The organism is Pedococcus sp., assembly GCF_036554925.1.
Lineage (GTDB): Bacteria > Actinomycetota > Actinomycetes > Actinomycetales > Dermatophilaceae > Pedococcus_A.
The window spans coordinates 1-21,085 of the sequence record NZ_DATBMI010000239.1; the positions used below are offsets into that span (position 1 = coordinate 1).

Sequence of the window (21,085 nt, forward strand, 5' to 3'; positions counted from 1 at the left end):
GTTGGCGCGCAGTTGCTTGATGCGCTCCTTGTGGCGCACGCCGAAGCGCTGCTCCTCGTCCACGATCAGCAGCCCCAGGTCCTGGACGGTGATGTCCTTGGAGAGCAGCCGGTGGGTGCCGATGACGATGTCGACGCTGCCGTCGCCCAGGCCGTCGATGACCTCGCGGGCCTCCTTGTCGGTCTGGAACCGGCTCAGCCCCTCGATGCGGACAGGGAAGCCGCTCATCCGCTCCTGGAACGTCGAGAGGTGCTGGGTGACCAGCAGCGTGGTCGGCACCAGGACCGCGACCTGCTTGCCGTCCTGGACGGCCTTGAACGCCGCCCGCACCGCGATCTCGGTCTTGCCGTAGCCGACGTCGCCGCAGACCAGCCGGTCCATGGGTACGACGCGGCGCATGTCGGCCTTGACCTCCTCGACCGTGCTCAGCTGGTCGGGGGTCTCGTGGAAGGGGAACGCGTCCTCGAGCTCGGTCTGCCAGGGCGTGTCCGGACCGAACGCGTGGCCCTGGGTGGCCTGGCGTGCCGCGTAGAGCTTGATCAGCTCGGCGGCGATCTGGCGCACTGCCTTGCGGGCCCGGCCCTTGCGCTTGGCCCAGTCGGCGCCACCGAGCCGGTCGAGCGAGGGCTGCTCACCCCCGACGTAGCGGGTGACCTGGTCCAGCGCGTCGGCCGGCACGTAGAGCCGGTCCGGCGGCCCGCCGCGCTTGGAGGCGCCGTACTCGAGCACGAGGTACTCGCGGACCGCGCCGCCGACCTCGCGCTGCTTCATCTCGACGAACCTGCCGACGCCGTGCTGCTCGTGGACCACGTAGTCGCCGGCCGAGAGCTCGAGCGGGTCGATCTGCCGCTTGCGGCGGGCCGGCATCTTCCGCATGTCGCGGGTGGACGCCTTCTGGCCCGACAGGTCCTCACCGGTGAGCAGGACCAGGCCGTTACGCTCGTCGACGAACCCCTCCGTCGCCGCGCCGCAGGTCACGGTGACGACCTCCGGGGAGAGGTCCGCCGCGGTGGCGACCTCCTCCAGCATCCGCGCCGGGACGTCGTGCTCGGCGAGCACCTCGACCATGCGCTGGGCCGGGCCGTGGCCGGGGTGGACCACGACGACCCGCCGGCCGTCCTTGCGCCACTGCTCGATGTCGCGGACGGCGTGCTCGAAGTCGCCGCGGTAGCTCTCGGCCGGGCGCGCCGACAGGCCCCGGGTCTCGACCGCCCCGACCGCGACGTCCACGCCGGCGGTCACGATCTCGCCGGTGACGTCGCGCAGCACCTCGCCCCCGGTGGTCGAGTGGCGAGCGCCAGCGAGCGTGTCGAGACCGTCGCCGCCGATCCCGAACGGGCTCATCGTCCACCACGGCTTGCCCTGGTCGAGGGTGTGCTCGCGGACGTCGGCGATGGAGCGGTACGACGCCGCGCCGAGGTCGATCGGGGCGGTCCCGCCGCCGGCGGCCACGGCCCAGCTGGCGCCGAGGAACTCCTCGCTGGTGGCGACCAGGTCGTGTGCCCGGGTGCGGGCGCGCTCCGGGTCGACGACGAGCACGTGGGTCTCGGGCGGGAGCAGGTCGACCAGCAGCTCCATCTCGTCGACCAGTGCCGGCGCCAGCGACTCCATCCCCTCGACCGCGATGCCGGCAGCGATCTTGTCGGTCAGCTCGACCAGCTGCGGGTGCTTCTCCCCCAGCTCGGCCGCCCGCTGCCGGACCGCCTCGGTGAGCAGCAGCTCCCGGCACGGCGGCGCCCACAGTCGCTCGACGGTGTCGAGGGTGCGCTGGTCGGCGACGGCGAAGCTGCGGATCTCCTCGACCTCGTCACCCCAGAACTCCACCCGCAGCGGGTGCTCCTCGGTCGGGGGGAAGACGTCGACGATGCCGCCGCGGACCGCGAACTCGCCGCGCTTCTCGACCAGGTCGACGCGGGTGTACGCCGCGTCGGCCAGCCGGCGTACGACGTCCTCGAGCGGCGCGGTGTCCCCGGGCCGCAGCTCGACCGGCTCCAGGTCGCCCAGGCCCGCGACCTGCGGCTGCAGCACGGACCGGATCGGGGCGACGACGACCTGCAGCGGGCCGTTGGACGGGTCCCCCCCGGGGTGGCGCAGGCGGCGCAGCACCGCCAGCCGGCGGCCGACGGTGTCGCTGCGCGGGCTGAGCCGCTCGTGGGGCAAGGTCTCCCAGGCCGGGAAGTCGGCGACGGTGTCAGGGGCGAGGAGGCAGCGCAGCGCTGCGCCGAGGTCCTCGGCCTCACGGGTGGTGGCCGTCACCGCGAGCAGCGGCCTGGCGCGGCCCTGCGGGCCGGAGCCGCGGACCATCGCCGCCAGCAGCGCCGGGCGTGCACCGGGCGCGACCGCCACGTCGACGGTGGGCTCCTCGCGCCGGGCGGCGGCGAGCGCAGCCGCGACGCCCGGGTCGGCGGAGAGGACGTCGAGCAGGTGGCCGAGGCTCATGGGACGGTGGCTCCTGGCACGGTTGACAGCACGAACGCCCCACTGCGAGCGCAGCGGGGTGCTCCCAGCCTAACCGGGTCGGCAGACGACACGGGTGGGGCCACGGGGGGAAGTGCCCCATTGGTCACCGTTGGTGACGGTCTAGGGGGATGCGAGAACTGTTGTCCGCAAAGGGTTTTCGCATGTTTGGGAAAGCCGCACCACGGCACCGGCTCACACCTAGACTGACGAAACGGCAAGAGGTGGCCGGCCGCTGCCCCGTTTGGGGACCGGCGCTCGAGGGATGGTGCGCTGGGCGGGGCAGCAGAGGCCACTCGTGAGGGGTGTGCGGGATGGGACACAGGCACGGTGTGGCGAGACGGGGCGCTCACGGCAGGGGGCTGGGGACTGCCTGCCGGGTGATGGCCCCATGAGCCTCGTCGAGGACGACCGCACGGCGGCTGCCCCCTCGGCCTGGGACCACGGCCTCCCGGACCTGACGCTGGGGCCGCTGGGCACCGCCGACCTGATGCTGGCCCTGGCCGGGGTCCTGCCCCCGGGGCAGGTGCTGGGCGCACCGGTGGCGCGGACTGCCACTCTGGAGCTGCCGGGCGGCGAGCCGCGGGAGATCGGGGTGGCCCTGCCGGGCGGCGAGGTCGCCGCGGCGCTGGCCGCGGGTGGGCTGGTGCTGCGCGACGAGGAGCACACCCCGCTGGCGGCGCTGGAGGGGGCCCGGCCCGTGCCGGGCCTGCCCAACGTGGTCCGCGGCATACCCCGGCGCCTGCGGGCGCGGGAGTCCGGCGTCGGCGCCCGGAGCACCGTGGACTTCGACGACCCGTCGCTGCGGGGGCGTCCGCTCCTGCTGCTCGAGCGTCCGCCGATGGCCGACGACCTGGCCCCGCTGCGGACCTGGTCGGCGTCGGCGCCGGCACCGGTGGTGCTCGTCCCGGAGCACAGCGACGGGCGGGCCTGGGTGCCGACGCGCCTGCTGCTGCGGCTGGCGGCCGACCTGGTCGACGCCATCGGCGCCCTCGACGCCACCCTGCGCACCGTCCCGCTCGAGCCCCACGACCCGCTCAGCGACTCGGCGCTCGTCGACCGCATCGCACGGCGCCTCGGCGCCACCGCGGTGCACAGCCTGAGCGACACGTCACCCGCTGACACGGCCGCGACCTGGGCGAGCGCCCATGCCGCGCTGGTCGACGGTCGTGACGCCGGCCCCCTCGTCGGGGTCGAGCCCGGCACCGAGGCGGCCCTGCGCGCGTGGCTGCCCCGCCGGCACCAGCGCGGCGTGGCCCTGATGTTCTCCGGGCTCTCCGGCTCGGGGAAGTCGACGCTCGCGCGTGACGTGGCCGCGTGGATGACCGCTCGCACGACTCGCACGGTCACACTGCTCGACGGGGACCGGGTGCGGCAGATGCTGTCGGCGGGCCTCGGGTTCGACCAGGCGTCGCGCGAGCTCAACGTCCGGCGGATCGGTTACGTGGCCGCGGAGATCGCGCGCCACGGCGGCATCGCGATCTGCTCGCCCATCGCACCGTTCGCGCACACGCGTGAGGAGGTCCGGCACATGGTCGAGCAGGCAGGGGACTTCGTGCTCGTCCACGTCAGCACACCGATCGAGGAGTGTGAGCGCCGGGACCTCAAGGGCCTGTACGCCCAGGCCCGCCAGGGTCGGATCCCGGAGTTCACCGGGATCTCCTCCCCCTACGACGTGCCCACCGACGCGGACCTGCGCGTCGACACCTCCGCCCTGGGCCGCGAGGAGGCGGCGCAACGGGTCATCGACCACCTCACCCGCGGCGGCTGGGTGCAGGCAGGAGCGTCATGAACCTCGACCCCGCCCTCATCGCCGCGTGCTTCGGCATCGGCATCGTCGTGGGCCTGACCGGCATGGGCGGCGGCGCGCTGATGACACCCGTCCTCGTGCTCTTCTTCAACATCCCGCCGCTGACCGCCGTCTCGAGCGACCTCGTGGCAGCCGCCGTGATGAAGCCGGTGGGTGGCGCGGTGCACCTGCGGCGGGGGACGGTCAACCTGCAGCTCGTGAAGTGGCTGTGCGTGGGCTCGGTCCCGGCGGCCTTCGCCGGGGTCCTCCTGATGCGGGCGCTCGGCACCGGCGAGCAGCTGCAGAGCATCGTGCAGTTCTCGCTCGGCGTGGCCCTGCTCATCGCCGCGAGCGGCCTGGCGGTGCGCGCCTACCTGCGCCTGCTGGAGCGGGCGCGCCGCCGTGACGGGAGCGCCGACCCGCTCCCCCAGGGCCGACCGGAGGTGCGGCTGCGGATCGTGCCCACGGTGGTCGTCGGAGTCATCGGCGGCCTGGTCGTCGGCATGACCTCCGTCGGCTCCGGGTCGCTCGTCATCATCTCGCTGATGGCGCTGTACCCCCTGCTCAAGGCCAGCTCGCTCGTCGGGACGGACCTCGTGCAGGCCGTCCCGCTCGTCGCCTCCGCCGCCCTCGGGCACATCCTCTTCGGTGACTTCCAGCTCGCCCTCACGGCCTCGCTGATCATCGGCAGCGTGCCGGGCGCCTGGCTGGGCGCGCGGCTGTCCTCGCGCGCCCCCGGCGGGTTCGTGCGCCGGGCGCTGGCCTTCGTCCTCCTGGCCTCGTCGCTGAAGCTCCTGGGCGTGCCGACCCTGCAGACCGGCATCGCCCTCGCCGTCCTGGCCCTCGGAGCACCCGTGGTGTGGATGCTCGTCCGCCGCCGCCACGGCTTCCCCGCCCTCGCCAGCCGCCGGAACCGCAACCGCGCCGGGCAGCCGGCCCTCGTCGAGCAGGGGACGCCATGAGCAGCCTGGTCACGGAACGCCGCGCCCCGCACGGGCGGCACGAGGCACCCTCCCCCCGGGGACGGATCGGCTCACGCCTGGCCCTGATCCTGCTGGCCCTCGTGTCGTGCGCCGCAGCGGTCATCTCCGGGATGTCGATGGGCGGGGACGACAAGCGGTTCGTCGTGATCCCGCTGGCGACGGCCGTCGGGCTGGCCCTGGCCGCACTGGCCTTCACGCGGTACTCCGTCTTCGTGCTGCTCCTGCTCGGGGTCCGGGCGAGCCTGGACCTCTTCAAGCTCAGCGGCCCCTCCGCGGGGAACACGGCCACCAACACCGCCGCCGCCCGCGGCCTCGACCCGGCCTCCCTGCTCTCGATGCTGTTCATCGTCGCGTCGGTCCTGTGGCTGCTGGCGCAGTACTCGAGCGGGCGGAAGCTGCGGGGCTCCCCGCTGCGCACGGCCCTCATCGTCTTCGTCGCCGCCGGAGCGGTCAGCGTCATCGGCGCGACCCCACCCGAGGCAGCGCTGCTGGAGACCGCCCGCATCCTGTCCGTCGTGATGATGTTCGTCGTCCTCGAGCAGATCATCCGCGACCGCGAGTCGATGCTCAAGGTCCTGTATGCCGCGTACGCCAGCATGCTGTTCCCGCTCGCCTACACGGCCTTCGGGCTCGCCGTCGGCGACCCCGCCTCGGAGGAGAAGGGCAGCTTCACCCGGCTCACCGGGCCGTTCGCGCAGTCCAACACCTTCGCGCGGTACCTCGCCTTCATGATCATCTTCGGCGTGGCGGTCTACCCGTCGCTGAGCCGGCGGCTCAAGTGGACGATGCTGCCCGTGCTCGGGCTCTCCTCGGTGTTCCTGCTGCTGACGCTGACCCGCTCGGCGATCCTCGCGACGGTGGTGGGCATCGTCGTCGTGGCCCTCGCGCAGCGGCGGAGCAAGCTCATCGTCGGGTTCGCCGCCAGCGCGCTGCTCGCCGCGGCGCTCATCCCCGGCCTCTCGGCGCGCTTCGCCACGCTGACGGCCGAGGAACAGGTGGCGGGCCGGCCGGAGACCGGCAACAGCCTCCAGTGGCGCATCAACTACTGGACGAAGGTGCTGCCGCTGGCGAACCAGAACCCCGTCACCGGCATCGGCCTCAACATGACCCAGTACCAGACGTCGGCCGCGAAGCAGCCCCACAACGACTTCATCCGCGCCTACGTCGAGACCGGGCTGGTCGGCCTGGCGGCCTACGTGATGGTCCACTTCTTCCTGCTGGGCAACGCGATCCTGGCGGTGCAGCGCACGGTGCGCGGCACGCTCGAGAACGGCGTCGCAGCCGGGGCACTGGGCTGCGCCGTGGCCTTCCTCATCGGCAGCCTGGGCTCGAACATGATGTCCAACGTCGTCAGCCTCTGGTACCTCGTGGCGTTCTCGGCCGCGGCGGCCTACGTGGCCAGGAGCCGGGCGACCGATCCCTTCGGCCGGTGGAACCTGCGGCAGTGACCAGCCAGGCGGTCTCCGCGGACATCAGCCGGATGGGGCGTGGCGGTGGCCTCAACCTGGTCGGCGCGGTCTGCAACCAGCTGGCGCTCTTCGCGATCATCTCCCTCCTCGCGAGGCTCGGCGAGGAGGACGTCGGCCGCTACGCGTCCTGCTTCGCCATCCTGTCGCTGCTGGCCCTGCTGTCGCTGGCGGGCTTCCGCTCGGCGATGACGCGGTTCGTCGCCATGCACGTCGCCGACGGCGACGCCGGCCGGCTCCGGGGGACGCTGCGGATGGGCCTGGGCATCACGGCGGTGGCCTCGGCGGCGATCGGCGCCGGCCTGGCCCTGCTCGCGCCGTGGGTGGCCACCACGCTGGGCGACCCCAGCATGGCGACGGGTGTGCGGCTCGTCGGGCTGAGCCTGCCTGCGGTGACGTTCTCGGACGCCGCACTCGCCGCGACCCAGGGCTGGCGCACGCAGCGCCCCTTCACGCTGATCGGGCGCATCTTCGAGCCGCTCCTCAAGCTGGCCCTCACCGCCGTCGCGCTCGGTCTGGGCCGAGGCTTCGAGGGGGCCATGTGGGCCGTCGTGGCGGCGGCGTGGACAGCCGCCGTGCTGGCGGGCCTGGCGCTGCGGGCCCAGCTGCGCGGCACGCCGAAGGCCGGCGCCGTCTACGAGATCCGGGAGATCTTCGGCTTCTCGATGGTCAGCTGGTTCTCCGCCCTGGCCGCCACCGGCCTCATCTGGGTGGGCACGCTGGTGCTGGGCGCGATGGAGGGCCAGGGAGAGGTCGGCTCGTTCAACGTCGCGACCCGGCTGGTCATGCTGGCGGTCTTCGTGATGGCTCCGATCAACGCCGCCTTCACACCGCACATGGCCCACCTCTTCCACACGGGCCAGACCGCCGAGGCGGCGCGGGCCTACGGCAGCGCCACCCGCTGGATCCTCACGCTCTCGATGCCCGCGTTCATCGTGCTCATCGTCTTCCCGCGCCAGTTGCTCGGCTACTTCGGCGAGTCCTACTCCACGGCCGCGGCGGTCACGGTGATCCTGGCGCTGGGCCAGCTCGTGAGCGCGGCCTCGGGGCCCTGCGGCACCGTCCTGAACATGTCCGGGCGGGTGCGCCTGACCATGATCGACAACGTGGCCGCCCTGGCCCTCAACCTCGCCCTGAACGTCGTCCTCATCCCGACCTACGGCATCGTCGGCGCAGCGGTCGCGTGGAGCGCCTCGCTGGTGGTCGCCAACCTCGCCAAGGTCCTGCAGGCGCGGTACGTGGTGGGTGTGGTGGCTGCCGGCGCCGGCATCGGCCGCATCCTGCTGGCCTCCCTCCCCGCAGCCGGCGCCGCGGCGCTGCTCACCCAGTGGGTGGACGACTGGGTCGCGGTCGTCGTGGCCGCGGCACCCGTCGTCGCGGCGGTGTTCTTCGGGGTGCTCATCGGCCTGGGCGTGGAGCCCGACGACCGCGCCCTCGCGACGTCGCTGGTCGCGCGGCTGCGGCGCCCCGGCCGTGCTCGCCGTCGCATGTGAGCGCTGGGCGACCGCGAACGTGCGGCGTGCGGACGCACGTGAACGGTGCGCGAGCGCGAGCGCGAGCGACGCTCCGTGGTGCTCGAAGGCGGCGCGTGAGAGCCCAGCTCGCTGTCAGCAGGCCTTCGAGTAGATGGCCGCGGCCGAGGCCTCGGTCGCGCGCGCCCGGCCCAACCCCTCCGCGGTGGACTTGCGGATGGCCGCGAGAGCCGCCGTCTCCTCGGTGAGCTGCGCCTGCGCCGCCTGCAGTGCCGCCGCGATCTCCGTGGCGCTGGGCGCAGCCCCCGGCTTCGCCTTCGCGCCCAGGGCGCGGACCGTCGTGATCGACCCCTGCAGGGCCGTCAGCTGCCGCTGCCGGGTCGCACCGACGGCCGGCAGGCCGGCGGCCGCCTTCGCGACCACCGCGGCCCCGGAACGGGTCGTGGCCAGCCCGCGGGCCACCGAGCTGCAGTTGCGCACCGAGCTCTGGTACGCCGCGGCTCGCGTCGCCACCAGCCCCTTGCGCGACGTGGAGAGGCCGGCCGCGACGCTGCTCCGGACACCCGCCAGTGCGGCATTCGACTTCAGCGCGCGGCTGTGCGCGGCGAGGTTGTTGAGGGCCGTGGCGAGCGCCGGGTTCTGGGCCGGCGGCGGCGAAGCGGTCGTGGGCCGGGGCGCCGTGGTGGTCGTCGACGGGCTCGGCGTCGTCGAGGTCGACGGAGTGGCCGTCGACGCGACGGCCACCGGCGTCGCGCGCGGCTCGCCTGCGGCCCCACCACCCGTCGAGCACCCGCCGATCGACGCAGCGACAGCGGCTGCAGCCAACACCCCCACAGCTTTCTTCACGACTGGCTCCCCTCGCCCCGCGTTCTGCCCAGTCTCACACCAGGGTCGCCGTGGAACAGCCGTTTTCGGGGAAGTCCTACACCTGCCTCCCACCGGTCTCCGTCATCTGACGGAGACCGGTGTAGACACGGAATACGCATACAGGACATAAGGATTCGCTTCGAAGGCAGATATCGCAAATGGCTCTCCCCACCACAGCCCGGCCTCTAGTCTCTGGGGATATCCGCACTGTGTGCCAGCGGCGGGTCGACTCCGTGCCAGAGGGGGTGAGGGGAGTTGAGCACACGCAGGATGGTGGGGCACCTGCTGGCCCCGGTGCGCAGCAGGATCGGCAGCCGGCGAGGCATGACTCCCGGCTACCTCATCGTGGGGACCAAGCGCGGCGGCTCGACCTCGATCGCCCACTGGATCAGCCAGCACCCCCAGGTGGCGCCCTGCCGCCTCGCCAAGGGAACCCACTACTTCGACGTCAACTTCCAGCGCGGCTGGCAGTGGTACCTCTCGTCGTTCGAGCCACCCACCGATGGGGTGCAGATCACCGGTGAGGCCAGCCCGTACTACATGTTCCACCCCCTGTCGATCGAGCGGATCGCGGCGGCCCTGCCGGACGTCCGCCTCATCGTCAGCCTGCGCGAGCCGGTCGCGCGCGCCTGGTCCCACCACCAGTACGAGACGCAGCAGGGCTTCGAGAACCTGCCGTTCGCCGAGGCGATCGCGCTGGAGGGCGAACGGGTGGAGGGCGAGGAGGAGAAGATCCGCACGAACCCGAGGTACGAGAGCTACGCCCACCGGCACCACACCTACCTCCAGCGCGGGCACTATGCCGAGCAGCTGGAGCGCATCTACCGCCACTTCTCCCCGGAGCAGGTGCTGGTGATGCGCAGCGAGTCGATGTTCACGGATCCGCAGGGGGAGCTCGCGCGGGTCTGGTCACACCTTGGGCTCACGCCCGTCCACCTGGACGGGCTGGACCGCTTCAAGGCCACCCATGCGCCGCTCGACATCCCCCGGGCACTCCACGAGCGTCTCACGGACTACTACCGCCCCTGGAACGAGCGGCTCGAGCAGCTGCCAGGGGTGGGCTTCACCTGGAACGGACAACAGACAAAGAGGACCGGGCATGGAGATCGTTGACTACCTCAGGGCCGCACGGCGCCGGCTCGCTCTGATCATTCTGATCCCGCTGGTCGCGGCCGGGGGAGCCGCGGCGCTGCTGTTCCTCCAGAAGCCGATGTACGTCGCCACCGCGACGGTGGACCCGCCCGCACTGGTCGGCGGACCCACCTCCCAGTACACCGGGGCGCAGGGCGTGATCCAGTTCGTCGCCGCGTTCCAGGCGACGGCCAGCGGCCCCGTGGTGCGACAGCAGATCGCGGACCAGACCGGGGTCCCGACGGAGGACCTGGGAGACCGGCTGCTGGTGACCCAGCGAGGCGGCAGCCCCAGCGTGGCGGTGACCTACACCTCCACGGAGAAGGCCGATGTCGACAAGGTGGTCGAGGCCGCGAGCACGCTGACGCTCAAGACGATGTTCACGTCCCAGGTGGCCTCGGCCCAGGCGCGTCTCGACGAGGCCCGGGCGAACCTGGCGTCTTCGAACGAGGCCGTGGGCGCGTTCACCACGCAGAACAAGATGGCTGACCCGCAGAAGGCCTACGAGGCTCAGCTGAACCGCGTGAACGGCCTCACCCAGCAGCAGGCCTCCATGAGGGCGGCCGGGAACGCCGTCGGTGCGGCCGCGATGTCGTCGCCGATCGCGTCGGCCACCGCAGCCCTCGACCGCTTCGGGCCGATCCTCAACGAGTACACCTCGCTCCTCGAGGCCCGGACGGCCGCCAGCGCAGGAGTCACGTCAGCCCAGGCGCAGCTCGCCAACGCCAAGTCGCAGCTCGACGCCGCCGACCCGACGAAGATCGTCTTCGTCTCCGGCGCGCGCCTCGTCGACAGCACCGAGACCCTGACGCGCACGGTGATCGCCGTCGCCGTCGCCGGCTTCCTGCTCGCACTCCTTTTCGTGGCGATGCTCGAGGTGATCGACCGGGGGCGACGCGAGCGGTCGCTAGCCGAAGCAGCGGCCGCGGCGGACGCGGCCGCGGCAGACGCGGGGGCGCACCCTGCCTCCCAGGGCGCCAACGGCTCCAACGGCGCCAAGGGGTCGGGCGCGAACGTGGCCCCGGCTGCAGGCAGCTCCAAGCCCGGCGTGCCCGCCCGGGCGAAGCACTGACGGCAGAGAGCGGGAGCAGCCGTGGAGACCAGCGAGGTGGGGCCGACCGGCGGGAGCGGGGGCCCCGCCGCCGACCCCACCTCGCCCATCTTCATCGTCGGCTGCCAGCGCTCGGGGACGACCATGCTGCGGCTGATCCTCGACTCACATCCGAGGATCAGCTGCGGCCCGGAGACGCGGTTCCTCGAGGACATGGAACGCATCGTGGGGGCCGACTGGAAGCGCTTGTCGCAGTATGGCTTTGAGCGTGAGGAGTGGCTGCGCCGGATCGCGGGCTTCTTCGGCGGCATCCAGGGCGACTACGCCCGCTCCCGCGGCAAGGCCCGCTGGGCCGACAAGAGCCCCCGGTATGCGATGAAGCTGCCGTTCATCATGGAGCTGTTCCCCGACGCGCAGGTCGTCCACGTCATCCGCGACGGACGCGACGTCGCCGTCTCGCACCGCAAGCGCTTCGGCTACTGGTCCTGTGTGAAGTCGGCCGTGAAGTGGCCGCGCTACATCGCCGAGGCCCGGGAGGCCGGACGCCGGCTGCCACCGGGCCAGTACCACGAGCTGCGCTACGAGGAGCTGGTGTCGAACCAGGAGGCGACGCTGCGCTCGCTGCTGGACTTCCTCGGCGAGCAGTGGGACCCGAGCCTGCTCGAGTTCGACAAGCAGAGCCACGACGTCCCCGCCCGCTACCACGCCCAGGCGCGGTCACGGCGCGCTGACGAGGGCACCAGCGCGGCCGTCTACACGTCACGGGTCGGCACCTACCGCAAGGAGCTCGACCCTGCGATGCGCCTGCTGATCCGGGTCACGGCAGGACGCGAGCTCAAGGCACTCGGCTACGCCTGAACAGCCGGTCGGCTACGCACGCCCGGCCCGGCCCGCGACCCCGCCGGCCACGCCCTCGCGCCACGCGGCGTGGCTCGACAGGTCGTCCACGTCGTACCCGAAGTCCGCGAGGTCGTCCGTGAAGCGCCGGGTGATCGCCCGGCGCTGCCAGTGGCCCGGGCGCCACCAGCTGGCCCAGTCGTCCCACCACTGCTCGTACTGCCGGCTGGCACTGGCCTTGAGCCCGTCCGCCGGGATGGGTTGCTCCAGGCCGAGGAAGCCGGCGATGCCCGCGAGCTCACGCTCCGGGTCCCTCACGAGGTCCTCGTAGTGCACGAGGTGCACGCGCCGCAGGTGCGGCAGGTCCTCGACCAGGATGCGGTGGGCTGTGACCCAGTGGTCGACCAGCGAGGCAACGGTCTGGAACCGCCTGGGGTCGGACGACAGCATCTTGCGCCACTTCTTGTTCGACAGCGCGACCACGACGGGGTGCCGGACCACGACGACCAGGGCCGACCCCGGGAACAGCTCCTGGAGGAAGCGGCCCATCACGAGGTTCGGCGGCGACTTCTCCACGAAGAGGCGGGCATCCTTCTCCCAGAAGGGCTCCCAGGCCGCGAGCAGGGCCCGGGCGTTCTCGGGGGTCGCGAGCGGGGACTCCTCGGTGAGGTGCGCGCGCGCATCGAAGGCGAACCTCCCGGACCCGCCGTACACCTTGGCCTTCGGGTAGACGTGCTGGAGGTGCTGTCCCTCGTCCTCGCGGACCCCGGTCGCGGAGAGGCCGCTGATGTCGGGGTGCTCGGCAAGGACACGCGCCAACGGCGTGGTGCCGCTGCGGTGGAGCCCACCGACGAAGACCAGGCTCGACGCTGGGATGTCCGTCACTGCGCCTCCAGGAAGCTCTTGACCGGGCTCTTCAGGGTCAGCTGCACGGGCTGCCCGTCGACCGTCACGCGACCACTGCGGCCCTCCGCGGTCTTCCCGACCGCCGAGGCGGTCTCGCCGGCACCCAGCTCGATGGTGGCCGTGTCGTCGGCCCACACGAACGCCGTGGTGCTGCCGGGCTTCTCGAACGCCACTCCCGTGAGCCCGGCATCATCGACCTTGACGGCGCGGGCGCCGCGCGAGGCGTCGAGCATCGCCTGGAAGAGGCGACCGGACTCCCGCACCCGGCCGTCCGGCTCGAGCAGCCCGTAGCGGGGCTCGTCGGAGTTGCGCCCCTGGGGGTCGAAGGCCAGGGGCAGCCAGATGGCCACGGCCGCGCCCTCGGCGAGGACCATGCTCATCGTCTTGAGCATCTCCTCGTCGCGTTCGACGGACTCCGAGTCCCCGCTCCGGTCGAAGCGGCCGACCTCCCACGCCTCGATCGGGGTGCTCGTGGGCGTGGTGGCACGCAGGTATGAGAACAGGGCGGGGACGGAGCCGTAGGTCTCGTAGAAGTGGATCTGCCGCACGTCAACGACCTTGCGCCTGGCCAGGTCGGACATGAGCGCGAGGTAGGTGAGGTTGCGCGCGCCCTGCTCGGACGTCAGCGCCCGCTCGAGACCAGCACGGTCCCGGATCTCGACGATCTTGTCGCCGCGCGTCCCGAAACGCCTCTGGTAGTAGCGGTTGTAGGCCGCGATGGCGTCGGCCTCACGACCCTGGTCGAGCAGCCACCTGGACAGGCCGTAGCCGTAGGTGGTGCTGCTGAGCCCTGCGTCCACGACCCTCGCGTTCCTGTCCGCGGCCCGGATCTCCCTCGCCGCCGTCGCGGCAAGGGTGGCGAACTCCTGGGGCGTCCCGGCCCAGAAGCTCTTGGAGTTGATCTCGTTCTCGATGGCGTACTCGTGCACACCCCTGCCGGAGTAGCGCGTCACCGCATCGCGCACCCAGCCGCGGTAGGCGGCCATGTCCAGGGGCATCGCCGACTCGGTCTTGCGACCACGCTCGTACTGCGCGTCACCGCCGGTCGCCCAGCACCGGCCGACCCGCAGCTTCAGCATCATCGTCACGCCGACCGTCCGGCTGCGCTCGACGATGCGGTCCAGGGTGCCCCAGTCGCGAGCACCCTGGCTCTCCTCGACGTCGCACCAGGTGACCTCGTAGTAGGTCCGCCCGCCGGACATGGTCCTCAGGAACGGCTCGAACTCGGCGTACCGCCCCCAGTCCCACTTGGCGCCGAGCGCCGCGGGAGTGGACGTCGCCGTCCCGGTCGGGCTGCCGGTGCTGCCCCCGGTGCTGCTGCTCGAGGGGCTGCCCGTCCCGGTGGGGGTGCCGGCGTCGGACGACGGCAACGGCGTCGCCGACCGCCCCCCGGCCACCTCGTCGGGGTCCGCGGTGCAGCCCGTGCCTGCCAGCGCCAGCGCGACCGCGGCGACGGTGAGCGCGCGCCAGGGCCACCTTCCCTTGTGCCGGTGGGTCATGACGCCTCGCCGAGGCTCTCGGCTGTGGACTGACCCGCCGAGGCACGGAGCCGTTCGTGGAGCTCGGCCGCGAGCGTGGCGATCTCCGGGTCGACCGGGAGCGGCTGCGCCCCGTGGCTCTCCCGGGGGACGACGTGCTCGAACAGCTCCGGCCGTGGGGCCAGCCCGATGAACGCACAGAGCCGACGCATCTGTCCCTCCGGGTCCGCGACGAAGGCGTCGTAGTCCACGGCCAGGACGTCCTCACGCTGGTGCAGCCCGAGGTCGAAGAACAGCTGGTTCCGCACCACCCAGAACAGCACGGCGGCAGACTCCGGGGTCATCGACGAGGTGGCGAAGCGCCGCACCAGCTCGACCGACTCGGCCGGCAGCCGCCGCCCCTGCCAGATCGACTCCCCCTCCCCCGCGGCGATCGCCCGCAGGGCCCGGAGGTTGGCGTCCTGGAACTTCGACACCTCGGAGCGGGCCCGGGCCAGCGGCTCCCGGAACACCCACACCGCACGGCCGGGAGGAACCCCCGGCAGGTCGAGCAGCTGGTCCACGCGGTGCGACTCGCACAGCGGCTTGACCAGCACGAGGGCGTGCCGGCTGGCCCTGATCGTCTGCGTGAGGACGTCGTCCGAGCGGAGCTGGAAGCGGTGGAAGACCCGCCGGTCGTTCTCGTTGCGCACCTCGACCTCTGGCGCGAGGTCGATGCCGCGCATGAGCATGTTGGTGCCCGAGCGCTGGAGGCCCACCACGTAGACCGGGGTGGCCGCGCCCGGCGTGACGCGGTGGCTTCGGCGCCAGCGGGCCTTGCGCCACGCCGTGCTCACCCGCTCGCGGGGGTCGAGCCGGTCCTCCTCGATGAGCCGTCCGATGCCCTCGGTCCTCGCCCAGCGCACGTGACGGGCCACCTTGCGGGCGTAGTAGGCGAGGGCGCCCGGCTGCCCCGAGGCTGGTGTCGGTGCCATCAGCCGACCGCGCTCAGGTCGCGCCCGTGGGCCGCCAGCACGCCCTCGAGCTCGGCCAGGGCCTGGGGTCCCTGCGCGGCTGCGACGGCACGCAGGGTGGCCAGGTCCGGCACCGGGTCGGGCGTGTACGCCCGGGCGACGAAGGCCAGGTATGCCGCGTCGCTGAGCCCGAGCGCGCGGTGCAGCACCGCGGTGTTGTCGATCAGCGGCATGGGGCGGGGGTCGAGGCGGTACATCGAGGGCTGCAGGGCCGACCCCGCCTGGAGCAGCAGCGCCAGCCGGTGCCCCCCGTCGCCGACGTGGACGGTCCGGCGGATCGGGGCCCCGGTGTCGCTCGGCTGGACCCCGGAGGTCACCCGCAGGGTGACCGGGCTGGAGGGGTCGTAGCCCCTCGCCTGGAACGAGCGGAGCAGCGCGCGGCTGGACAGCACCCTCTCGGCGAAGCTCTCCCGCAGCAGCTCGGGGTCCGCGAGGACCCACGGGCGGAAGCGCGCCATGGCCACCTCGCGGAACCACACGGCATACGGCTCGGACGTCGCGGCAGCCACCAGGGCCGCGTCGGGCTCACCCTGGGGCCTCTCCTCGAGGAACGCGAAGAACTGCGCCCGCACGAGCACGTCGTAGCGCAGCGGGCTGATCAGCTCGGCGATGTCGATGACACGGTCACCGGCCTTCTTGGGCTTCCATGTCACCGCCCGGCGAAGGCTCCTGGCAACGGTCGCACTGGCACGTCGTCTCACAGGATCCACCCATCTCACCACACCGCCGACCCCCATCGGCGGTGCCCTCTGACCTAGTCGACCACGAAGCCCGAGGCAGTGTCCGCGGATTGCCGAAATGTGCTGCGGGATCTGGCGAATCCGCCTCCGGCACCGCTCGCGATGTGGTGCACTCACAGGACATGGGTGCCCTGTCCGAGAGGGGAGTCAGTGGCGTGCGCATCCTCCATGTGAACAAGTTCGTCTACCGCCGCGGGGGCGCCGAGGGCTACATGCTCGACGTGGCGGCGCTCCAGCGCGAGGCGGGACACGAGGTCGAGCTCTTCGGCATGGAGCACCCCGACACCATCGAGGGTCTCGCCCTGCGCGACACCTTCCCGCCGGAGGTCGAGCTCGAGCCGGCCCCGCGGGGGCTGGCCGGGGTGGCGGCGAGCGCGCGGATGGTGTGGTCGCTGTCCAGCTCGCACGGCATGGCCCGCGCCCTCGAGCGCTTCCAGCCGGACGTCGTCCACTGCCACAACATCTACCACCAGCTCTCCCCCTCGGTCCTCGCGCCGGTGCGTCGCGCGGGTGTCCGGTGCGTGATGACGCTGCACGACTACAAGCTCGCCTGCCCCAGCTACCAGATGCTCGACCACGGGCGGCTCTGCGACGCCTGCGTCGGGGCCAGCCGGCTGAACGCCGCCCGAAGGCGCTGCAAGTCGGGGTCGTTCGCCGCCAGCGCCCTGCTCTCGGTCGAGTCCTCGATCCACCGCCGGCTGGGCGCCTATGACCCGGTCGACGTCTTCATCAGCCCCAGCCGGTTCCTCGCCGACGTCATGCTCCGCGACGGGGTCGCCCCCGAGCGGCTCGCCGTCATCAACCACTTCGTCGAGATGCCCGATGTCGAGCCGCCGGCCGGCGGCCGCGACGGCTTCGTCTTCGCGGGCCGGCTCTCGCACGAGAAGGGCGTCGACACGCTGATCCGCGCGGTGGCGGCCCTGGCTGAGCCGGTGTGGCTGCACGTCGCCGGGGACGGCCCGGAGCGGGACGCCCTGGAGGCGCTGGCCTCCGAGGTCGCCCCGGGGCGCGTGCGCTTCCACGGCCGGCTCGACAAGCCCGACCTGCAGGCGCTGGTCGCATCGTGCGTGGCGTCAGTGGTGCCGTCACGGTGGAACGAGAACCAGCCGCTGACGATCCTCGAGTCGTATGCCGCGCAGGTCCCCGCCGTCGTCACCGGCCTCGGCGGGATGCCCGAGCTGGTCCGGGACGGTGTGGACGGGCTCGTGGTGCCGATGGAGGACCCGACCGCCCTGGCCGCCGCCCTCGACTCGCTGCGCGCTGCGCCGGCACGGGCCGCGGAGATGGGCCGCCTCGGCCGCGAGCGCCTGTCGCGCGAGTTCGACGCCGGCCTGCACCTGCGCCGCCTCGAGGCGGTCTACCGCGGAGAGGGCACCGGCGTCGGCACGGCCGTGCCCGCGGCCCGCGAGGGCCGCCGGTGAGCGCGGCGGCGCCACCGCCGGTCCGGGTGCTCTACGTCGCCGGCAGCGGCCGCAGCGGCAGCACGGTGATCACCACGGTGCTCGGACAGCTCGAGGGGTGCTTCGCAGCCGGCGAGCTGCGCTACCTGTGGGAGCGCGGTGTGGCGCAGGACCACACCTGCGGCTGCGGGCGGGCGTTCAGCGAGTGCCCGGTCTGGACCGCCGTGATGAAGCGCGTGCGCGACGAGGGGGCGGCGGTCGACGAGCCCGGCATCGGGCGCCGGCTCCTGGGCCGGCTGCGGATCATGCGGTTGCCGCTCCTCCTCGCGCGCCGGGCCCTCGGGCGTGCCCCCGTCCCCTTCCACGCCGACGACAGCCACATCGCCCGCCTCTACCGCGCGATCGCCGACGAGACCGGCGCCTCGTTCATCGTCGACAGCTCCAAGCTCCCGCCCTACGGCCTGCTGCTCTCGCAGCTGCCCGGCGTCGAGGTGTCGGTGCTGCACGTGGTCCGCGACCCTCGCGCGACCGCGTGGTCCTGGCAGCGCCACAAGGACAGCCGCGACGGGTCGGGCCTGATGCACCGCCACGAGAGCTGGAAGAGCTCGCTGCTGTGGCTCGTCTGGAACCTCCTCTCCGCGTACCTGTGGCGCGCCGGCAGCCCCCGGGTGTGCCGCGTCCGCTACGAGGACTTCGCGCGCTCGCCACGGGCCGCCCTGGCCCCGGTGGCGCGGATGCTCGGCGCCACCGCGGAGGACCTGCCGTTCGTCACCGAGGACAGCGTGCAGCTCGCCCCGACGCACTCCGTCGCCGGCAACCCGAACCGCCACGACAGCGGTGTGGTGGTCGTGAGGCCCGACGACGAGTGGGCCACCGCCATGCCCCTGCGCGACCGCCTCCTGGTGTCTGCCCTCACCGCCCCGGGGCTGGGAGTCCTGGGCTACCCGCTCGTGCCCGGGCGGCACGCCCCACCGCGCTCCGACGCCCCCACGCCACCGGCGCCCTGACCGCCGCGGCGACCCGCGGTGGCGTGCGCTGGTCGGAGGCCGGTCCTGGCCGAGCCCCTCGCCCGGTGAGCAGCGGGGTGGGCGCGGACCGACGTCCGCGCCCACCCACTGCCGGGTCTTGCAGCCAGCCCGTCAGGGCGTCCCCGGGAAGAACGCCAGACCCTGCTGGACGTCCCGGGCCGTGCCGGCGAAGGTGAAGTCGCCCCCGACGACCAGGCCGCCGCCTGTCGCCGCGAACGCCCACACGCCCATGGGGGTGTTGAAGTCCGGGGCGTCGGGGTAGAGCCGGCCGTCCACGCCGTTGAAGACGTAGTACCGCGCCTGGTCGACCCAGGACCCGCCGGGAGCGTCGAGGCAGCGCCCGCCCTCACCCTGGTCCCCACCGTGGGTGCCGTAGTAGAAGTGGCCGTTGACCTCCAGCCGACCCTGCATCCCGCCGTTGCACGACGTGCGCCACTTCAGCCCGGTCGGGTTGGCGGGCGTGGACAGGTTGACCGCGTCCCACTGGTAGACGTCGTCGGGGCAGACGTCGCCGCCGTACAGGCGCTCGCCGTCGTCGCTGAGGTAGAGCCGGTTCACCCACGGCCCGATGGAGCCACAGCCACGGACACCGCCGAGCTGGCGTGGGCCGAGTGCGCCCGTGGCACCGCTGACGACGGCGATGCCTCCCGCCACGCTCTTGCCGTTGACCGACGTGAACGGGCCGCCGAGGAACACGGTCAGACCGTCCGGCGTCGCCTCGATGCCCTGCACCATGCCGTTGCGACGCAGCGAGCCCGAGGGGCCGTTGGTGTTGGCCACCCAGCTCGTGTCGACGGCGCCGGACATGGCGTTGAGCTTCACGGCGTGCCCCCGCGCGACCCTGGTCACCTTCGTGAACTGCCCGCCGGCGTAGACGGCCCCCGAGCTGTAGGCCAGGGTCAGCACGCTGCGGTTGAACTTCGGCGCGACGCCGTCGACGACGATGCCGGTGGCCATGTCGATCGCCGCGAAGTACGACCGGGCCTTGCCCTGGATCGCGGTGAAGTTGCCACCGACGAAGAGCCTCGTCCCGTCGCTCGAGCCGACCATGGTCTCGACGTACTCGTTGGCGTCGGCGCGGAACTCGGGAACCCCCGCCCCGGTCGTCGCGTCGAGGGCAGCGAGGCCGCGGCGGACGAGACCCCCGACGCTCGTGAACTCCCCGCCGAGGAAGACACCGGATGCCGTGCCGGCCACCGCGAGCGGCCGGTCCCCCGCCACCGGGTTCCACGCGGTGAGAGCCCCCGTCGTGGTCGAGAAGGCGGCTGCGTCGTGCCGCTCGGTGGCCCCGCTGGCCCCGAACCGGCCGCCGACGTAGAGCGTGGTACCGCTGACGCTGAGGGCCGACACCTCGGGGGTGCACGGCGGCAGCCCGTGGGCGTACTTCTTGTCGTGGCGGATGTGGCAGCCGTTCAGTGCTCCGTCGAGGGCACCCACCGCGCCGGAGGGTGAGAGCTGCGCCAGCCGTTCGCGGGACGTGGAACCGATGCTCGTGAAGAGGCCGCCGGCGTAGACCTGCCCGGCGCCGTCGAGGGCCAGGGCCTGGACGCTCCCGTTCGCCGCCGGGGCGAAGGTGGAGAGGGCACCCGTTGTCGTGGCGTACGCCGCGAGCCGCGAGCGTGACGCACTGCCGGCCCCCCCGTTGGCACTGGTGAAGTCGCCGCCGGCGTACAGGGTGCCGGTCGAGGCGTTGACCGCGAGCGCACGCACGGTTCCGCCGGCGGTGCCGGCGAAGGCGGTCTCGGTGGCGCCGGTGGCAGCGCTGACCCGGGCCAGCCGCGAGCGGCTCTGGCCGTTCAGGCTGGTGAAGTCGCCCCCGACGAAGAGGCTCGAGCCGGACGCTGCGAGCGCGCGCACCGGCAGGTTCGGCGAGGACTTCCACCCCGGCACCAGCGCACCGGTCGTCGCGTCGACCATGGCGAGGTTCTGCGCGGCGACGTCGTTGACCGTGGTGAAGGAACCGCCAACGGCAATCCCGTTGGGGGTCACCGCGATCGCGTTCACGACGCCGTTGGTCTTCGGGTTCCAGGCGCTCACCGCCCCCGCTGCCGTGATGTGCCCGAGCGTGACCCGGCCCCTGGTGTCGAGCTTGCGGAAGTCGCCCCCGACGTACCAACCACCCTGCCCGTCCGGCACGGCCGCCCTGACGATGCCGTCGATCTTCGGGCCTGCGGCCACGCCGCCTGTCGCGGCGTCGACCCGCACGCCGTAGCCCGTCGTCCTGCCGATGTAGTCGAAGCCCCCCGCGAGGTAAACGCGGCTGCCGACCACCCTGAGGTCGGAGACGCGGCCGTTGGCCCCCCACCAGCTCGCTGACGGGGTGTACGTCAGCGACGGTGGCCCCGGGTTGACCAGCGCGGCGGACGCGCCCTGCGCTCCTGTCGTCGCCGGGACGGCGACGGCAGCCGTGACGGCTGCCGCAACCCCCGCAACGAGCGTTGCCCTGCGTCTCATGTGAATCCCCCTC

Annotated in this window: 16 protein-coding genes; 9 read left to right on the plus strand and 7 right to left on the minus strand. The window is 72.8% G+C overall.

What is annotated here, in order from left to right; genetic code table 11:
* Positions 1-2,439, minus strand: a 2,439-nt coding sequence (locus VIB11_RS17390) for a DEAD/DEAH box helicase (protein ID WP_332057326.1), incomplete at its 3' end; no start/stop codon positions are given.
* Between the two features lie 409 nt (positions 2,440-2,848).
* On the opposite strand from VIB11_RS17390, the gene cysC reads away from it, so the two are divergent.
* Genes cysC through VIB11_RS17410 form a run of 4 tightly spaced genes read left to right on the plus strand, consistent with a single transcriptional unit; the run spans position 2,849 to position 8,188 of the window.
* The gene (cysC, locus tag VIB11_RS17395; RefSeq protein WP_332057327.1) at positions 2,849-4,249 is read left to right on the plus strand and encodes an adenylyl-sulfate kinase; all 1,401 of its coding nucleotides are present in this window, start codon (positions 2,849-2,851) and stop codon (positions 4,247-4,249) included.
* Positions 4,246-5,208 (plus strand): sulfite exporter TauE/SafE family protein, encoded by a 963-nt coding sequence (locus VIB11_RS17400; RefSeq protein WP_332057328.1) that lies wholly within the window; start codon positions 4,246-4,248, stop codon positions 5,206-5,208. The genes cysC and VIB11_RS17400 overlap by 4 nt, the downstream gene beginning before the upstream one ends.
* Positions 5,205-6,677, plus strand: coding sequence for an O-antigen ligase family protein (locus VIB11_RS17405; protein WP_332057329.1), 1,473 nt, complete (start codon positions 5,205-5,207; stop codon positions 6,675-6,677). Before VIB11_RS17400 ends, VIB11_RS17405 begins: the two co-directional genes overlap by 4 nt.
* Positions 6,674-8,188, plus strand: coding sequence for a flippase (locus tag VIB11_RS17410; RefSeq protein ID WP_332057330.1), 1,515 nt, complete (start codon positions 6,674-6,676; stop codon positions 8,186-8,188). Before VIB11_RS17405 ends, VIB11_RS17410 begins: the two co-directional genes overlap by 4 nt.
* Positions 8,189-8,302: 114 nt before the next feature.
* Here VIB11_RS17410 and VIB11_RS17415 read toward each other — a convergent pair whose 3' ends face one another.
* On the minus strand, positions 8,303-9,013 hold the full coding sequence (locus tag VIB11_RS17415; RefSeq protein WP_332057331.1) for a hypothetical protein: 711 nt from the start codon (positions 9,011-9,013) through the stop codon (positions 8,303-8,305).
* 276 nt (positions 9,014-9,289) lie between these two features.
* Between VIB11_RS17415 and VIB11_RS17420 the strand changes: the two genes are divergently transcribed.
* The 3 genes from VIB11_RS17420 to VIB11_RS17430 are packed head-to-tail and all read left to right on the plus strand — an operon-like array spanning position 9,290 to position 12,074.
* On the plus strand, positions 9,290-10,147 hold the full coding sequence (locus VIB11_RS17420; protein WP_332057332.1) for a sulfotransferase: 858 nt from the start codon (positions 9,290-9,292) through the stop codon (positions 10,145-10,147).
* Entirely contained in the window at positions 10,134-11,237 is a 1,104-nt protein-coding gene (locus VIB11_RS17425) for a Wzz/FepE/Etk N-terminal domain-containing protein (RefSeq protein WP_332057333.1), read from the plus strand. The genes VIB11_RS17420 and VIB11_RS17425 overlap by 14 nt, the downstream gene beginning before the upstream one ends.
* Positions 11,238-11,258: 21 nt before the next feature.
* Positions 11,259-12,074: a sulfotransferase gene (locus VIB11_RS17430; RefSeq protein WP_332057334.1), complete on the plus strand. Its 816-nt coding sequence runs from the start codon at positions 11,259-11,261 to the stop codon at positions 12,072-12,074.
* A gap of 12 nt (positions 12,075-12,086) precedes the next feature.
* On the opposite strand, the gene VIB11_RS17435 is transcribed toward VIB11_RS17430, so the two are convergent.
* Genes VIB11_RS17435 through VIB11_RS17450 form a run of 4 tightly spaced genes read right to left on the minus strand, consistent with a single transcriptional unit; the run spans position 12,087 to position 16,103 of the window.
* On the minus strand, positions 12,087-12,938 hold the full coding sequence (locus VIB11_RS17435) for a sulfotransferase (protein ID WP_332057335.1): 852 nt from the start codon (positions 12,936-12,938) through the stop codon (positions 12,087-12,089).
* Positions 12,935-14,458 carry a hypothetical protein gene (locus VIB11_RS17440; protein ID WP_332057336.1) on the minus strand — a complete coding sequence of 508 codons (1,524 nt, stop codon included), beginning with the start codon at positions 14,456-14,458 and terminating at the stop codon, positions 12,935-12,937. The genes VIB11_RS17435 and VIB11_RS17440 overlap by 4 nt, the downstream gene beginning before the upstream one ends.
* Entirely contained in the window at positions 14,455-15,411 is a 957-nt protein-coding gene (locus tag VIB11_RS17445; protein WP_332057337.1) for a sulfotransferase, read from the minus strand. Before VIB11_RS17445 ends, VIB11_RS17440 begins: the two co-directional genes overlap by 4 nt.
* Positions 15,411-16,103 (minus strand): hypothetical protein, encoded by a 693-nt coding sequence (locus VIB11_RS17450; RefSeq protein WP_332057338.1) that lies wholly within the window; start codon positions 16,101-16,103, stop codon positions 15,411-15,413. The genes VIB11_RS17445 and VIB11_RS17450 overlap by 1 nt, the downstream gene beginning before the upstream one ends.
* Positions 16,104-16,345: 242 nt before the next feature.
* Here VIB11_RS17450 and VIB11_RS17455 point away from each other — a divergent pair, with 242 nt between their 5' ends.
* Both VIB11_RS17455 and VIB11_RS17460 read left to right on the plus strand, forming a co-directional pair.
* Positions 16,346-17,611 carry a glycosyltransferase family 4 protein gene (locus tag VIB11_RS17455; RefSeq protein WP_332057339.1) on the plus strand — a complete coding sequence of 422 codons (1,266 nt, stop codon included), beginning with the start codon at positions 16,346-16,348 and terminating at the stop codon, positions 17,609-17,611.
* Complete coding sequence (locus tag VIB11_RS17460; RefSeq protein WP_332057340.1) at positions 17,608-18,597, plus strand: sulfotransferase; 990 nt, start codon at positions 17,608-17,610, stop codon at positions 18,595-18,597. Before VIB11_RS17455 ends, VIB11_RS17460 begins: the two co-directional genes overlap by 4 nt.
* 132 nt (positions 18,598-18,729) lie before the next feature.
* Here VIB11_RS17460 and VIB11_RS17465 read toward each other — a convergent pair whose 3' ends face one another.
* Positions 18,730-21,072, minus strand: a complete 2,343-nt coding sequence (locus VIB11_RS17465; protein ID WP_332057341.1) for a hypothetical protein — start codon at positions 21,070-21,072, stop codon at positions 18,730-18,732.
* Between the last annotated feature and the right edge of the window lie 13 nt (positions 21,073-21,085).

What these genes read in the sequence shown, in the direction of transcription:
- VIB11_RS17440 (WP_332057336.1), bottom strand. Translation starts at nt 14,458, where the DNA reads ATGACCCACCGGCACAAGGGAAGGTGGCCCTGGCGCGCGCTCACCGTC.
- VIB11_RS17405 (WP_332057329.1), top strand. Translation starts at nt 5,205, where the DNA reads ATGAGCAGCCTGGTCACGGAACGCCGCGCCCCGCACGGGCGGCACGAG.
- cysC (WP_332057327.1), top strand. Translation starts at nt 2,849, where the DNA reads ATGAGCCTCGTCGAGGACGACCGCACGGCGGCTGCCCCCTCGGCCTGG.
- VIB11_RS17400 (WP_332057328.1), top strand. Translation starts at nt 4,246, where the DNA reads ATGAACCTCGACCCCGCCCTCATCGCCGCGTGCTTCGGCATCGGCATC.
- VIB11_RS17445 (WP_332057337.1), bottom strand. Translation starts at nt 15,411, where the DNA reads ATGGCACCGACACCAGCCTCGGGGCAGCCGGGCGCCCTCGCCTACTAC.
- VIB11_RS17465 (WP_332057341.1), bottom strand. Translation starts at nt 21,072, where the DNA reads ATGAGACGCAGGGCAACGCTCGTTGCGGGGGTTGCGGCAGCCGTCACG.
- VIB11_RS17425 (WP_332057333.1), top strand. Translation starts at nt 10,134, where the DNA reads ATGGAGATCGTTGACTACCTCAGGGCCGCACGGCGCCGGCTCGCTCTG.